This is a genomic window from Kribbella steppae (assembly GCF_004342025.1).
GTDB classification, from domain to species: domain Bacteria; phylum Actinomycetota; class Actinomycetes; order Propionibacteriales; family Kribbellaceae; genus Kribbella; species Kribbella steppae.
Window position 1 is genome coordinate 453939 of the sequence record NZ_SLWN01000002.1, and the last position, 14325, is coordinate 468263.

Annotated in this window: 11 protein-coding genes; 4 read left to right on the top strand and 7 right to left on the bottom strand. The window is 68.5% G+C overall.

Annotated features, from left to right (window positions below; all coding sequences use genetic code 11):
- Positions 1-199: 199 nt before the first annotated feature.
- From EV652_RS07035 to EV652_RS07050, 4 genes are all read right to left on the bottom strand, one after another.
- Positions 200-2233, bottom strand: a complete 2034-nt coding sequence (locus EV652_RS07035) for a hypothetical protein (protein WP_132208165.1) — start codon at positions 2231-2233, stop codon at positions 200-202.
- A 692-nt stretch (positions 2234-2925) separates the two neighbouring features.
- Entirely contained in the window at positions 2926-6057 is a 3132-nt protein-coding gene (locus tag EV652_RS07040; protein WP_132208166.1) for a GH92 family glycosyl hydrolase, read from the bottom strand.
- Between the two features lie 17 nt (positions 6058-6074).
- Positions 6075-6968 (bottom strand): Rossmann-fold NAD(P)-binding domain-containing protein, encoded by an 894-nt coding sequence (locus EV652_RS07045; RefSeq protein ID WP_132208167.1) that lies wholly within the window; start codon positions 6966-6968, stop codon positions 6075-6077.
- Positions 6965-7813 carry a phosphotransferase family protein gene (locus tag EV652_RS07050; protein WP_132208168.1) on the bottom strand — a complete coding sequence of 283 codons (849 nt, stop codon included), beginning with the start codon at positions 7811-7813 and terminating at the stop codon, positions 6965-6967. Before EV652_RS07050 ends, EV652_RS07045 begins: the two co-directional genes overlap by 4 nt.
- A gap of 171 nt (positions 7814-7984) precedes the next feature.
- Between EV652_RS07050 and dapD the strand changes: the two genes are divergently transcribed.
- Positions 7985-8926 carry a 2,3,4,5-tetrahydropyridine-2,6-dicarboxylate N-succinyltransferase gene (gene dapD / locus EV652_RS07055; RefSeq protein ID WP_132208169.1) on the top strand — a complete coding sequence of 314 codons (942 nt, stop codon included), beginning with the start codon at positions 7985-7987 and terminating at the stop codon, positions 8924-8926.
- Positions 8927-9017: 91 nt separating this feature from the next.
- Positions 9018-9995, top strand: coding sequence for a VldE C-terminal domain-containing protein (locus EV652_RS07060; protein ID WP_132208170.1), 978 nt, complete (start codon positions 9018-9020; stop codon positions 9993-9995).
- A 56-nt stretch (positions 9996-10051) separates the two neighbouring features.
- On the opposite strand, the gene fdxA is transcribed toward EV652_RS07060, so the two are convergent.
- On the bottom strand, positions 10052-10378 hold the full coding sequence (gene fdxA / locus EV652_RS07065) for a ferredoxin (RefSeq protein WP_132208171.1): 327 nt from the start codon (positions 10376-10378) through the stop codon (positions 10052-10054).
- Positions 10379-10494: 116 nt separating this feature from the next.
- Between fdxA and EV652_RS07070 the strand changes: the two genes are divergently transcribed.
- Together EV652_RS07070 and EV652_RS07075 are read left to right on the top strand one after the other, a co-directional pair.
- Positions 10495-11433, top strand: a complete 939-nt coding sequence (locus tag EV652_RS07070) for a GNAT family N-acetyltransferase (RefSeq protein WP_242001614.1) — start codon at positions 10495-10497, stop codon at positions 11431-11433.
- An 18-nt stretch (positions 11434-11451) separates the two neighbouring features.
- Positions 11452-11886: a type II toxin-antitoxin system PemK/MazF family toxin gene (locus EV652_RS07075; protein WP_132208172.1), complete on the top strand. Its 435-nt coding sequence runs from the start codon at positions 11452-11454 to the stop codon at positions 11884-11886.
- Here the strand turns inward: EV652_RS07075 and EV652_RS07080 are convergent.
- Both EV652_RS07080 and EV652_RS07085 read right to left on the bottom strand, forming a co-directional pair.
- Positions 11883-13646: a VanW family protein gene (locus tag EV652_RS07080; protein ID WP_132208173.1), complete on the bottom strand. Its 1764-nt coding sequence runs from the start codon at positions 13644-13646 to the stop codon at positions 11883-11885. The two genes, EV652_RS07075 and EV652_RS07080, sit on opposite strands and share 4 nt — an antisense overlap.
- Positions 13647-13772: 126 nt before the next feature.
- The gene (locus EV652_RS07085; protein ID WP_132208174.1) at positions 13773-14291 is read right to left on the bottom strand and encodes a flavin reductase family protein; all 519 of its coding nucleotides are present in this window, start codon (positions 14289-14291) and stop codon (positions 13773-13775) included.
- Between the last annotated feature and the right edge of the window lie 34 nt (positions 14292-14325).

Below are 14325 nucleotides of genomic sequence, written 5' to 3' on the forward strand. Positions count from 1 at the left end.
CGACTGGTCGGTCTGACCTGCAGCAGGTTGACCAGCGCACATGTTTGACTCGCGGTGCCGACCAATCTTCGCCGAGGTCGTGCTCGCCCAACACGGCCGATTCGAGGTCATAGTTCCTTCCGAGGAACACGTCACCTCGACGGCGGCGACTCCAGCATGACCCATTTCGCCGACACCCTGCGCCTGCGGCGTTGACCTTTCATGTGTCTCGGTTTGGTTGTGGTGCTCGGTGGGTGCCGGTGGGGTCGACGTGGAACGCGAAGCCGTTGGGCGTGGTCCACTCCAGCGTCCTGGGATCGAGGCGGCGCACCTTCCAGCGGCCGTGGGTCTTGACCCTGTGCGGGAAACGGCGCAGGGGCGCGAGGTTTGCTGGAGTGGTTTGGCCCGGTGGGCCGAGAGGGTCGTGGGGCTCGATGTGGTCCAGATCCATCGCCGCGTGGGTTTCGCGAGTGCCGTACGGAAACAACTCCACCGGGTGGATCAGCTTGACGCGTTCACGGATCCGGTCGGGGATCTCGTAGGCGTCGACACTGACCGCGTCGTTGAGGTCGATGACCGGCTTCACCACGTACGGCCCGTGGCCGACGAGCTCGCTCAACTGGCCGGCGAGCAGGGGGCCGAGGTCTTCGGCGCGGAGTACGCCGGTGCCGGTGGCCAGGGTGTGGTCGGTGAGGTGGACGTAGATCTCGGTCTTGCCCGGGCGCAGCCGGCCAGCTGTGCTGCCTGCATCGTTGGCGCGCCCGCGGGCGGTCGGGTGGGTGTGGGCGTCGTGCCTGATCTGGGCCAGCCGGGCATCCAGCGCCCTGCGCGCCGCGGCATCGACAGTGTCGGTATCGGGAGTCGCGGTGCCGAGGGTGTCGCTGTCGTCGCGGTCGAGCCGCAGGCTGGGGTCGAACGGCTCGACCGCGTCCTTGAATGGGGTGTCGAGCGGGTCGGGGAGATCGCTGTGGCTGGGGTGCGGCGCGTCGCGGTCGGCTTCGTCGTCCAGACCTGGTTCTGCCCAGTCCTCCAGCAGACCCTCATCACCCAAGTCGGCGCCGTCGTCCATGCCTCCTCGTGCACGCCCACGGCTTTCAGCACCGGCCTCGGGCCCGGCTGTCGACGCCTCATGGCGAGCAGAGGCCGGGTCGGCGGTCGACACGTCACCGCCGCCGGACCCTCGGCCAGAGGCTGCCGCACTGCCGCAATCGGCGCTCGCGGCGGTCCCGCGCTCGGTGGCCGCGTCGGCCGTTGGACCAACGCCCCGGCCGGTGGCCGCGTTGGCTGTCCGGGCGGTGCTCTGGTCATTGCTCGGGGCGGTGCTGTGGTCCGTGGTCGTGCCGGCATGTGAGGTGGCGTGCTGACCGGTGGCTCCGGCAGTTGCTCGCGCGGCGCTGTCAGTGGTGGTTGCGTCGGCCGGTCGAACGCCGCTGCCTGTGTCTGCTGGCGGCTCAGGAGGGGCCGGTCGGGTGCTCAGGAGCTTGTGGGCTTGGTGGAGGAGTTCTTCGGTGTAGCGGGGGTCGGCGATGATGCCGACCGCGTCCGCGCGACGGGACTGCAGCGGGTTGGTGTCGCCGAGGACCTTCAGCGCTTCGGCGATGCTGCCGATCCGGGCGTTGAACCGGATCGCATGACCGGAACCCGTGCGGATGAAGATCTTCTTGGAGCCGTGCTCGTCGGAGCGGCCGAGGTACACGCCGCGTTCCCGGTTCTTCTCTTCGGCCTTCTGCCGGGCGCCGGCGGAGTCCGCGTGCTTCTTCGCGGCCTCGACGATCTTGTCCAACCGGCCCGGCGTCAGTGAATCGACCACCCGCGCGACGCGGTGGTCGACGGCGTGGGCGGCCTCGTGCGACAACTCCAGACAAGCGGTGGCGATCTTGCGGGCCTTCCACGGGGTGGCTTCGCCGGCCAGGACGCGGGCCCAGGTGAAGGGCAGCCGGTGTCGCAGTGCCAGCGCCTGGCCGATGAAGTCCGCGGCGGCGCCGGCCGAGATGCCGATCATCACGCCGAACTCGGCCGGCGCGAACTCGGCGATCTCGGGGCAGCCGTCACCGCCCAGGACGACGGCGCGTTCACGACCATCACCAGACCGGCGGCCGGGACGGGCCGGGCAAGCATCGGGGTGGTGGCGATCGGCGTAAATCTGGGCGTGTTCGAGCAGACGCGCATCAAGCCTGTTGACCTCGGCACGGTGCGCGGCGGCCGACTCCAACAGGTCGGCCGTCGACAGCGTCGTCAGATCTTCCTCGAACATGTGTTTGATTCTACGTCATCGCGAGCAATCAGCCAAACACACGAAAGCCTCAGAACCCCTTATCCACAAGGCGAAAGGTCACACCCTCTCCAGCGGCCTCTTGTTGTATGTGGCGAGCGCCGACAATCGCCACCACTGCGGTTCGGTCACGACTCCGGGCGGGCCGTGGGCCCGTTCGTCACCTGCAGCTCGGAGTACCGGGTGCGCAATCTTGCCTCCAGCCGGGCAGCGTGTACGGGCTCGCCGATCCGGTCTGACCCCGGGCAGCCGCCGAGCCGTGCGCTCACCCAGTACATTCCGTTCCCCTCGGTAGGCGCGGGTGTCGTCACCGCCGTTCCCCAGATCAACAGGTCTGCAACACCCGTCGCCCGTACACCATCGGTCGTGGTCACATCCGACCGCTCCCCGACCCGCTTGCCCGCAATCTCTCCGCAGGAGCGGCCTGTGCGAACGACCCAATCTGTGGGCACACCGAGCGGCCGCGACGTTCAACAGTTCGCGGATCAGCTTCACGTCGATCTCGAGACAGAGTTGCGGCCACCAACGACCGCACACAACGCACTCCGAGACGCTGAGTGGACTCGTGACGCGTGGAAAACTCTGCCAGTCGAAGCTTGCCGACGATCCCGGCCGACGATGACGACAGCGCTCCGTCGTTCAGACCTGCGGTGTCCTTGGCGCGGTTTACCCGCTCAGCTGAGCAGTTCGATCTCGCTCAGTGCCACATCGCTGGTCGCCGCCGTGATCGACAGCCGGTAGTGCTGGTTCTCGGCTGGGGTCGGGATGGTGAAGGGGCGGGTTTGGTGGCGCCAGGTGAAGGATTGGTTGGTGCGCTCGTCCAGGACGGTCCACGTGGTGCCGTCGAGTGAGCCCTCCAGACGCCAGGAGGTGGGGTCGCCACCGTCGGGCTCGCCGTTGGTGAGGGTGTAGATGGTGGCGGTGGCCGGCGCGGGGAGGGTCCAGTGGATGGTTGGGGTACTGGTGTCGAACCGGACCTCAGTGGACGAGTCGTCGTCGAAGAGGGGGTCCTCTGGTGTCCGTGGGATGAGGTCGACCAGTGGCGTCGCGACAGCGTCGTCCGCGGTGAGTGACGGCGGGGTGTCGAGGGTTGCCCAGTCTGAAGGATCAGGGCCGAGGGTGAAGTGGATGCGGCGGGCGGCGCGTAGGTCGGCGTCGGCGATCGATGCTGTTGGCAACTGCTTGCCGTCGACCAGGACGTCCTGCACGTAAGGGTGCTCGTGGTTCTCGGCCGTGATCACGATCGGCGAACCACCCAGAGGCGTCACCTCGACACGGGAGAACAGCGGTGAGCCGATCGCGTACTCCGGCGCGCCGACCCGGAGCGGGTAGATGCCGAGTGCGCTGAACAGGTACCAGGCCGACATCTCGCCGTTGTCCTCGTCGCCCGGGTAGCCCTGACCGATCTGCTCGCCGACGAACAGCCGCTGCAGCACCTCGCGGACGATCGCCTGCGTCTTGTGCGGCGTACCGGCGTAGTTGTACATGTACGCGATGTGGTGGGCCGGCTGGTTGCTGAAGCCGAACTGCCCCATCCGGACCGCCTGCGCCTCGAGCATCTCGTGGATGACGATCGAGTAGGTGCCCTTCTTGACCGCGAGTTCCGGGGTGGCGAAGAACTCGTCGAGTTTCGCCTCCAGTCCGCTCGGACCGCCGTACAGGTTGGCCAGGCCGCGGCCGTCGTGGGCGACGTGGAAGGCGAAGTTCCAGCCGTCGGTCTCGGTGAAGTCGCCGCCCCACTCGCACGGGTCGAACTCGTCGGGCGTCTTGGCGAACCGCCCGTCCGGCCGGCGCCCCTGGAAGAAGTTGATCTCCGGGTCGAACAGCAGCACGTAGTTCAGGGATCGCCGGCGCAGGTACGACGCTTCCTCGCGCAACTGCGCACGTCGATCACCGGGCACGGACGGGTCGTCGGCCAGCCGCTCGGCCATCGTCGCCAGGCCGAAGTCGTTCAGGTACGCCTCGAGCGCCCAGGACACGCTCTCCTCGGTGTCGGTGCTCACATAACCGGTGAAGAAGCCGGTCGTCACCCCTTTGCGCCCGACTTCGGTCTCGGGCGGTGCGACGGTCGCGTTCCGCAGGCCGGCGTCGTACGTCGCCAGTGGGTCGGGCAGCGGTACTCCGCGCAGATACGCATCGGCGAACGCGACGTCGGAGCTGGTCCCGGTCATGCAGTCCGCGTAGCCGGGCGAGGACCAGCGGGCGATCCAGCCTCCGTCGCGGTACTGCTGGACGAAACCGTCGACCAGTTCGGCGGTCAATTCCGGATAGAGGAATGCGTACGCCGGCCATGCGGTGCGGTAGGTGTCCCAGAAGCCGCTGTTGACGTAGAGCTTGCCCGGCTTGACGACCGCGTTGGTCTCGAGGTCGGTCGCCATACCCTCGGGAGCTGTGACGGGGCTGGCGTAGCGGTGGTCGGGCTCATCGTGGCTGCCGGCGTTCTCGAAATGTGAATTCGGATAGAGGTTGAGCCGGTAGAGGTTGCCGTAGACCGTGCGCAGCTGTGGTTCGGTCGCGTCGTCCGGCCGGATCACCGCGAGCCGCTCGTTCCACGCCTGGTTGGCGGCCTGCTGGATGTCGTCGAAGGATCGGCCGTCGAGCTCGAGTTCGAGGTTGTGCCGGGCCTGGTCGACGCCGATGAACGACGTGGCGATCCGCAGCGTCACCTCCTCGACCGTCGGGAAAGTCGCCGCGCGAGCGTTGCTCCGGCCGCCAACAGTTGGGCCGAAACCGGTCGGCTCGACGGAGAAGACGCCGTAGCAGTACATCCGGGTACGGCCGAACTCCGAGCCGTTCTCCACCCAGCCGGTCAGCGCGGTTCCGTCGTACGAGAAGGCGCCGTGCTCGTCGATGGTGTCGAACACCAGGTGTCGACCGTCCGCGTCCGCGGGGAAGCCGAAGCGGAAGATCGCGCCGTGGTCGGTTGGCGCGAGTTCGGCCAGGATGCCGTTGGCCAGCCGGACGGAGTACAGGTCCGGGCGGGCGATCTCGTCGTCGTGGCTGAAGGCGGCGGCGCGTTCGGCCGGATCACCGAGCGGTTCGGCCGCGGCCACCGGCATGATCGACAGCTGGTCGCGGTCGCCCATCCAAGGACTCGGCTGGTGGGAGAAGCTCAGGCCCTGCAGCTCAGGGCGGTTGTCGGCGTTGTTCGCCCGGTGGTACTCGTACGGCCAGCGGTGGGTCGAGGCGTCCGTCACCGGGGTGAGGAAGTTGAAGCCGTTCGGCCAGGCGGTGATCGGCAGCGTGTTGCCGCGAGAGAAGTCGTGGCTGGCGTTCGTTCCGCGCCGGGTGTCGACGTACGCCGCCAGGTCCGAGCCGTCCAGCCGGGTCGGCGCCGGCCCGATCTCGAGGTCGTCGATCCAGCCCTGGAACTCCGTCCCCGTGCCCGGCGCGTCGACCGAGAGGAACACCCGGTCGACGGTCCTTCCCACGGCCAGGGTCAGGTCGACCTGGACGTCGTTCCACTGGTTCGCGTAGAGGATCTTGGCCGCGCCCTGGCCGGCCGCGTCGAGGGGTATCCCGTACTGGTCCACTGCGCCGAGCTCGGACAGCGTGGTGCCATCGGTGAAGAACAGGTCGACGGCGGCGTACGTCGCCACATACTCGAGCTGGACGTCGAGCTCCGGATAGATCTTGTACCGCAACCGGTCACCAGCCTGCACCACGAGATCAGGCGCCTGGAGCGCTGATTGCTGGCGTCGGCCGTTCGTACTGCCGGAGTACCGGGTCGCGTTGACGTTGCTGAATCCGGCGCCGCTCGGGCTGGTCCCGCCGCCGACCGGACCTCCGCCTGTCTCGATGATCACGGGCGCAATGTTACGTATCAGTGCGGCGGCGGTGGCGGGATGTTTCCATCCTGGACCCAGACCACGTAGTCGCGGGCGATCTCCTCGTCCGCACGCAGCGTCAGGCCGGCGGTCAGGGCCCGGGTGTTGTCGAGCTGGAAGGTCCCGTCGTTGCTCCCGTCGTGCGGTAGGTGGAAGCGGTCGTCAGCTGGTGACCAGTCCATCGGCCCAGGATCAGGTTCGACGGAACGCCAGGCGTCGGCCAGGGTGGACATGGTGGTGGATGGGCCGACGGCGTTGAACGGGCCGGGGATACGGTCCACGGTGAGGCGCAGGAGGAAGGCGGCCAGGTCGCGGGCGTCGATGTACTGGATGGGTTGGTCGGGGCGGGCCGCGCACTCGAGGGTCTGGCCGTGCGCAAGCGCCTCGCCCCAGTTGCCGAAGTCCGGGTTGTAGTGGCCGACGACGAAGCCGGAGCGGACGGCCGAGGTCCGTTCGCCGAAATGGGCCTCGAGCAACGATTCACAGCGGACCTTGGAAGGGCCGTAGAGGTCCATCGTGAAGTGGTCCTCAGGTGCGCCGTCCGGCCAGGGCAGGAGGGGCGCGTCCTCGGTCATTCCCGGCGTGATCTTACTGGCGTAGACGGCGATCGACGACATGTAGGTGTAGTGCCCGACGCGATCCCGGAGCAGCTCGGCACCCCGTCGTACGTCGTGAACCAGCAAGCCGGACATGTCGATGACGCCGTCCCACTCCCCCGTCGCCAGCGCGTCCGGGGCAGAGCGGTCGCCGATCAGGCGGCGTACCGACGGGAACAGCGACGGATTGGTGCGGCCGCGGTTGAACAGCGTCACGTCGTGGCCGTCGCGGAGAGCGGCCTCGACCACGTGGCGGCCGAGGTTCTTGGTGCCGCCGAGGACGAGGAGCTTCACGCCAGCGCTCCGACCACGTCCTCGAGCTCGGTGAGCAGACCGTCGATCCAGTCCTTGGATTCCGGGATGGTGCGCAGGCCCTCCTCGACGATGAACGTCAACGCCACCAGGTAGAAGCAACCGCCGCCGACCAGCAGCTGACGATCGACCAGGGCCGGATCGGCGCCGGTGGCATCGAGGTAGCGGGCAACGATCGGCTCGCGATCGTGGCCGAGGGCAACAGCATCGCGGACCAACGTGTAGAGGTCGCTGAGGTGCGGTGCCAGATAGGCGCCCGGCCAGTCGATCGCGGTCCAGCGCGTGCCGTCGGTGACCAGGTTCTTCGGGACGAAGTCACCGTGGACAACGGCTGCCGGTACCTCGCGATGCAGCCCGGCCAGGGCCTCGGTCAGCGGCGCGAGGTCGAAGCCGATCCGGCCGATCCGACCCGCCATCTCCTTCACCCGCTCCGGCGGGAACTCACTCGAGCCGTCCACCGAGCGCCCCCGGATCGTCGCGAGGAGCTCGGCGCCCGCCACGAACCCCTCGGCCGTTGGCTCCTGCTCCAGCGTCACCCGACCGACATCCGCCAGCACGAGCACCCCGCCCTCGCCATCCCGGTGCCGGTGAATCAACTCAGGCGCAGGCAGACCGAGCGGTACGACGAAGCGCTCGTAAGCACCCGCCTCGTCGGCCTGCCCATCGGTACCGCGTTTCACGACCACGCTGTGCAGCCCGTATGACAGCCGCCACACCTCCGACGACCCCCACTGCCGCAACAGCTCCCCATGCAGCGCCTCAACCGTCGGCGCCTCGGTTACCTGGAGGATCGGAGCGGACACGGTCTCGAGCCAGGCGGGAAGCATCCGAAAAGTAGACCACGCTCCGTCGCCAGGTGCCCCCAAATTACACACAACCGACCGGTCGGAAGAACTGCGCGAACCACATCTCACCGGAGATGGCCGGGAGAACAGCCGCGGTGTCCATTCCCCAGTCCGCTTCCTCCACGTCACCGCCTGTCTGGCAGGCTTTGGGGTATGACCGAGAACGCCACCCACGCCTGGGGCTTCGGCCTCGCCACTGTCACTGTCACCGGGACCATCCTCGATGTCTGGTACCCGGCTCCTGAGCTCGGCACCAAGCCGGCCGACGTCAAGGCGCCGGCAGAGCTGATCGCTGCCGAGGGCAATGACGAGTTGCGGCAGGTACGGCGTGAGGTCGTCTCGGCCGAGATCGCCCTGGACCAGGCGCCCGACGGCAGCACCGCGGACGCGTACCTGCGGCTGCACCTGATCTCGCACCGGCTGGTCCGCCCGCACGGCGTCAACCTGGACGGCATCTTCGGCGCCCTGCCGAACAACGCCTGGACGTCGCTCGGCCCGGTCCCGGTCGAGGAGATCGAGCAGGTCCGGCTGCGGGCGCGCGCCGCGGGTCAGTACCTGACCGTCACGAGTGTCGACAAGTTTCCGCGGATGACCGACTACGTCGTACCGAGTGGTGTCCGGATCGCCGACGCCGACCGGGTGCGGCTCGGCGCCCACGTGGCCGCGGGGACGACGGTGATGCATGAGGGCTTCATCAACTTCAACGCCGGCACGCTCGGTACGTCGATGGTCGAAGGCCGGATCGTGGCCGGTGTCGTGGTCGACGACGGCAGCGACATCGGCGCAGGCTCGTCGATCATGGGCACGCTGTCCGGCGGCGGTACGCAGGTCGTGTCGATCGGCAAGCGCTGCCTGCTCGGCGCGAACGGCGGCACCGGGATCTCGCTCGGCGACGACTGCGTGGTCGAGGCGGGCCTGTACGTGACCGCGGGCACCAAGGTCACCCTCCCGGACGGCAGCGTGGTCAAGGCGCGCGACCTGTCCGGCCAGCCGGGCCTGCTGTACCTCCGCAACTCGGTCACCGGCGCCGTCGAGGCCCGCCCGCGCAAGGGTGAGGGCATCACGCTCAACGAAGCACTCCACGCCAACGCGTGACCCGCGCCAACCAACCGCAGGTCGCGCACGTCAACCACTTCGTGACCCATAGACAGGAACCCGGACCCCGCTCCCGAACGTTGGGAGCGGTATGCCGATGAAGCGGGGCGCCGTCATTGCCGTGGGTGCGATAGGTGCACTCGCGCTGATCGTCGGCCTCGCGATCGCGTGGGTCGGCGACCAGGACTTCGGGCCGCTGCTGCCACCGAAGGAGCAGTGCGAGGCCACGGTCAACGGCGCGACCGTCGTACTGGAGCCGGAACAGGCCGAGTCGGCCGCGATCATCGCTGGTGTGGCGGTACGGCGTGGACTGCCGGCGCGCGCCGCGACGATCGCACTGGCGACGGCGTACCAGGAGTCGGGGCTGCGGAACCTCGCGCACGGTGACCGGGACTCACTCGGGTTGTTCCAGCAGCGGCCGTCGCAGGGCTGGGGTACTGCGGCGCAGGTGCGGGATCCCCACTACTCGGCCGGGAAGTTCTACGACGCGCTGGTGAAGATCAAGAACTACCAGAAGCTCGCGGTGACGGTGGCGGCCGATCTGGTCCAGCGGAGCGCGTTCCCCAACGCCTACGCGGATCACGAGGCCGATGCGCGGATCCTCGCGTCGGCGCTGACCGGGCAGTCGAAGAGTGCGTTCAGTTGCACCGTCGACACGGAGTCGGTGGACGCGCAGACCGTGGGCCGGAATGGGCTGACGCCGAGGGCAGACGCCGTACGGCGGGATCTGCTGCTGACGTTCGGGAAGCTGTCGACCGGTGGGTACGCGCCGGGAGGCATCCGGTCGGGGCACATGGAGGGCTCGGCGCACTACGAGGGCCGGGCGGTGGATGTCTTCGTGCGGCCGATCTCGACGGCCAACACGACCAAAGGCTGGGCGATGGCGCAGTACCTGGTCGCGCGGGCCGAGATGCTCAAGATCCGCACGATCATCTTCAGCGACAAGATCTGGACCGCCGGCCGCCGCTCCGACAGCGGCTGGCGCGACTACACCCCACCCGCCCGCTCCGGCGACCCGACCATCCTCCGCCACCTGGACCACGTCCACGTAGACGTCCAGGAGCAGTAACTCTGACGCGAGGCGGGGCACCCAGGGTGCACCCGCCTCGATCAGTAGTCCGAAGGTTACTCGTCGTGTTCCTGCGGGGGCAGGGCTTCGATGATGGGGTGGTCCTTGTCGATCTTGCCGAGCTTGGAGGCGCCCCCCGGGGAGCCCAGGTCGTTGAAGAAGTCGACGTTCGCGGTGTAGTAGTCCTTCCACTGCTCCGGAGTGTCGTCCTCGTAATAGATCGCCTCCACCGGGCAGACCGGCTCGCAGGCTCCGCAGTCGACGCATTCGTCGGGGTGGATGTACAGCATCCTGTTGCCCTCGTAGATGCAGTCAACGGGGCATTCCTCGACACAGGCGAGGTCCTTCAGGTCAACACACGGCTGCGCGATGACGTAGGTCACTGCTACTCCTCCTATGGCAGGCAAGCGCAGCGCCGGTCTTGGGGTGCTGCGGATGCTGTGATGCAGGTATCTAGTATCACGGTAGTCCTTCGTCCACTCTGCCAGGAGTCCGCATCGTGTCAGGCCCCCAAACGGGACTTAAGGCCCGTGATATCGGCCACCGTGTCGTCGTCCGGCACCGGATTCCGGGCGGGCTCACCGACGTCATCGGCGTACTGCAGTCCTGGGACCCTGAAGGCCTTGTCGTTCGCCACGCTGACAGCAGTCTGCACGAGGTTCGTGTCGGGGATGTGACAGCGGCGAAAACGATCCCGGAGATGCCGCTGCGGCCGGTCGACGTGGAGCAACTCTTCCTCACCACCGCCCTCGGCCGGCCGGCGGTCGAGACGTCGTACGTCGGCCAGTGGTTGCTGCGGGCATCGTCCGGCTGGACCGGCCGGGCCAACTCACTGCTGCCCGCGGGAAGCCCTGGGATGCCCGTGCCCGAGGCGCTCAAGCACGCTGAAGCCTTCTACGACGAGCGCGGCCTCCCAGCGCTGGCGCTGGTCCGGCTCGGTAGCCCCGAGGAGGCCGAATTCCTTGCCTGTGGGTGGATCGACGCCCGCCCGGGTCAGTCCGACGTCCTGGTCATGCACACGACACTCGACCACGTGAACGCTTCCCCGGCGTACGACGTACTGATCGCGGAGCACCCCGATCCGGCCTGGTACGCGGCCGCTTTCGACGGGCCGGTGCCCGAGCCCGCCCCGACCGTGATGGAGGGTGCACCGAAGGCCGTGTTCGCCTCGATCACCCTGGACGGCAAGTCGGTCGCTGTCGGCCGCGGCTCGATGACCGGCCATTGGCTCGGTGTGGACGCCATCCGCGTCGACCCGTCGTACCGCCGCCGCGGGCTCGGAACGGCCCTCCTGCAGGCCCTGGCCCGCTGGTCAGGCGCTCTTGGCGGCCGTCGGACCTATCTGGAGGTCCTGGAAGAGAACACGCCTGCCGTGACCACCTACCGCAACCTCGGCTACGCGCCCGCCTACCGCTACCGCTATCTGACCACCGCCTAGCCGTTAGTCTCGGGTCTTATGGCGGATCACGTGGCCGAGCGGCCGGAGTACGCGGGGGACTTCGAGGGAGCGGTGCACGTGGAGTACACGCCGCACCCGGACGACGGAGTGGCGGATCCGGGCGAGATCGTCTGGACCTGGGTGCCGTTCGAGGAGGACCACAACCGGGGCAAGGACCGACCCGTGCTGGTGGTCGGGTCGGACGGTCCGTGGCTGCTGGCGCTCATCCTGACCAGCAAGGACCACGACCGCGACGCCGCCGACGAGGCCCGCTGGGGCCGCGTCTGGCTGGACATCGGCAGCGGCGAGTGGGATCGGGACGGTCGGCGCAGTGAGGTCCGGCTGGACCGGGTACTACGGATCGACCCGGCCCAGGTACGGCGTGAAGGCGCAGTGATCGGCGAGGACCTGTTCAATCAGGTCGCCGCCGAACTCCACAAACTGCAGAACTAGCCCGGCGGGCGGGTCGTCGGCTTGCCCACGCCTGGCGGGGTGGTGCTGGCGGGCGGGGGCGTCGTACCGGGCTTGGGGCCGCAGCGGATGTCGTCGGCCGCGTTGTACTTGGTCACGAAGGACTCGGTCTTCTTCCGGACGCCGTTCTGCGCGAAGTACCGGTAGATCGTGATGTCGAACCCGGCGGTCGGAGCCTGCGCCCGGCAGTTCGCCTCGGTGTTGTAGACGATCCCGGGCTTGCGGGGGTTGGACTTCCCCGACTGCCCCGCGGTGATGTCCCAGACCTTGGTGCCCCAGATCTTCACCGTGATGCTGCCCGGGCTGCCCGGCGTGGACGCCTTGAAGATCGTCTGCACCAGGATCCCGTGACCGGAGTCGTTCAGGAACTTCATGTCCACCGACGGCCAGGCCACGGTCGCTTCCCGGCCGATCGGGTAACGGCTGATGTAGACGCTGTGCGCCTTGTGCTCGACATCCTTCAGCCCGGCGAAGAACGCCGCGTTGAAGGTGGTGGTGGCCGACTGCGAGACACCGCCACCGAGGTCCAGGACGAACTTGCCGCCGCTGATGATGTTGCCCTCGGTGAACCCGTTCTCCTTGGTCCGCTCACCGACGATCTTGTTCAGGCTGAACGTCTCGCCCGACTTCAGCAGCGTGCCGTTGATCTTGCGGGCCGCGGTGCCGATGTTGACATTGCGGTACGGCGCGTGCGGGAACTGGGTGGTGAACTGCCCCATCACTTCCTTGATCCCGAGCGCCTGCACCGCCTCGGTGGTCACCTTCGCCTTGGTCGGCGCCAGGTTGACCACGGCCCGGCGCTCACCGACCGGCTTGGGCAGCGCGGCCAGGATGGCGGTCCCGACCTTGGCCCGGTCCACCACCATGCCGTCGACGGCCGGGATGACCTTCGGGCCGGCGCCGACGATCTGCACGCTGGCGTCCTTCGGGAGCGTCTCCAGCGCCTTGAACCGCTGCTGGAACAGTGGCTCGAGCAGCTTCGTGCTCAGCGACGGGGTGATCACGCCGTCCTTGACGGTCACCGCCAGGCCCGGGGCCAGCTCCTCCGGCGTGAGCTCGACCGACTTCGACCCGACGGTCAGCCGGATCGGGCCGGACATCGCCGGATCGGCGAACTCCGTCATCGCCTTCTGGATCGCGTCCGCGTCGGCCTGCGGCTTGGTCACGCTGACCGCGAGCTCGTCGGGGGTGCCGTCAGCCGGGTACGCGGCGAGCAGGATGCCGCGCGCCTTCGCGTTGTCGAGCTGCAGTCCGTCGGCAGCGGCGTGCTGGACCGGCTTGGCGTCCTTGAACGTGATGGTGCCGTCGGTAGCCGGCCGGTTCACCCGCTTCGCGAGCTTGGCGACGGCCGCCTGCAGCTTCGCGTCGTCCTTCGTGACCACCGGCTGGATCGCGTCACCGCCGGTCAGGGCATGCCAGATGTGGCCCGGGGCCAGGCTGCGGCCCGCGCCCGCGGCGTCGACGGTGGCAGCGACGTCCACGCTGAGCCCGGCCTCGACCGGATCCACCTGGTACGTCGACTCGCCGGCCTTGAGCGTGACCGGCTGGGCCAGGCGGTCCTTCAGGCCGGCCTCGAGCTTCGCCTTGGCGGCTTTCTCGGACAACCCGCCGACGGGGATGCCGAGCACGGTCGTGTCGCCGGGAATCTTGTCACCGGCGAACGCGAACGCCGCGCCGTACCCCACCACGAGCACGCCAAGCCCCGCCGCGGCGATGATCCCCGCGAGTTGCTTTCTCCCCACCGGACAGAGTCCTCCTGCTCGAAGCCGTGTGCACAGGCTGCGCCCGCGCGGGGCACAAGGGCACATCCTACGGGAAGGCCCAGCCCACTCCGACCCTCGGGGCAGGCCCGGTCTGCCCCTCCACACTCACACGTCCGGTAGCTCTCGGTAACCACCCGCGTGATAGATCAACGCTCCGTGATCACCTGACCCGGGTACGCCCAGGCTGAGGACCTCCCCGACCACGATCGTGTGGTCGCCTCCGTCGTACGTCGCCCAGGTCCGGCACTCCAGCCACGAGAGCGCTCCCTCGATCACCGGGCAGCCGGTCTTCGGGCCGGCCGCCGTACCGATGCCGTCGAACTGGGTGTAGAGATCCCGCCCGGACCGGGCGAACCGGTCCGCGATCGGCTGCTGGTCCCCGGCGAGCACCGACGCCGCCCAATACCCACACTCGTGGACGGCGGCATGCATCCGGACACCCTTGTCGACGCAGACCAGCACCAGCGGCGGATCGAGCGAGACGGAGGTGAACGCGTTCGCCGTCATCGCGTGCGCGACCCCGTCCTGGAGCGTGCTCATGATGGTGATCCCGGACGCGAACCGCCCCAGCGCCGCACGGAACTCCGCGGGCGCCACACTCCCACTGGGGTCCGAGGACGACACCCCAGCAGCCTATGCCCGCCGAAAGGTTGATGCC

Bases quoted from the DNA above. Each gene is read 5' to 3' on its own strand.
- dapD (WP_132208169.1), top strand. From the start codon at position 7,985: ATGACCGAGAACGCCACCCACGCCTGGGGCTTCGGCCTCGCCACTGTC.
- EV652_RS07035 (WP_132208165.1), bottom strand. From the start codon at position 2,233: ATGTTCGAGGAAGATCTGACGACGCTGTCGACGGCCGACCTGTTGGAG.
- EV652_RS07050 (WP_132208168.1), bottom strand. From the start codon at position 7,813: ATGCTTCCCGCCTGGCTCGAGACCGTGTCCGCTCCGATCCTCCAGGTA.
- EV652_RS07060 (WP_132208170.1), top strand. From the start codon at position 9,018: ATGCCGATGAAGCGGGGCGCCGTCATTGCCGTGGGTGCGATAGGTGCA.
- EV652_RS07075 (WP_132208172.1), top strand. From the start codon at position 11,452: ATGGCGGATCACGTGGCCGAGCGGCCGGAGTACGCGGGGGACTTCGAG.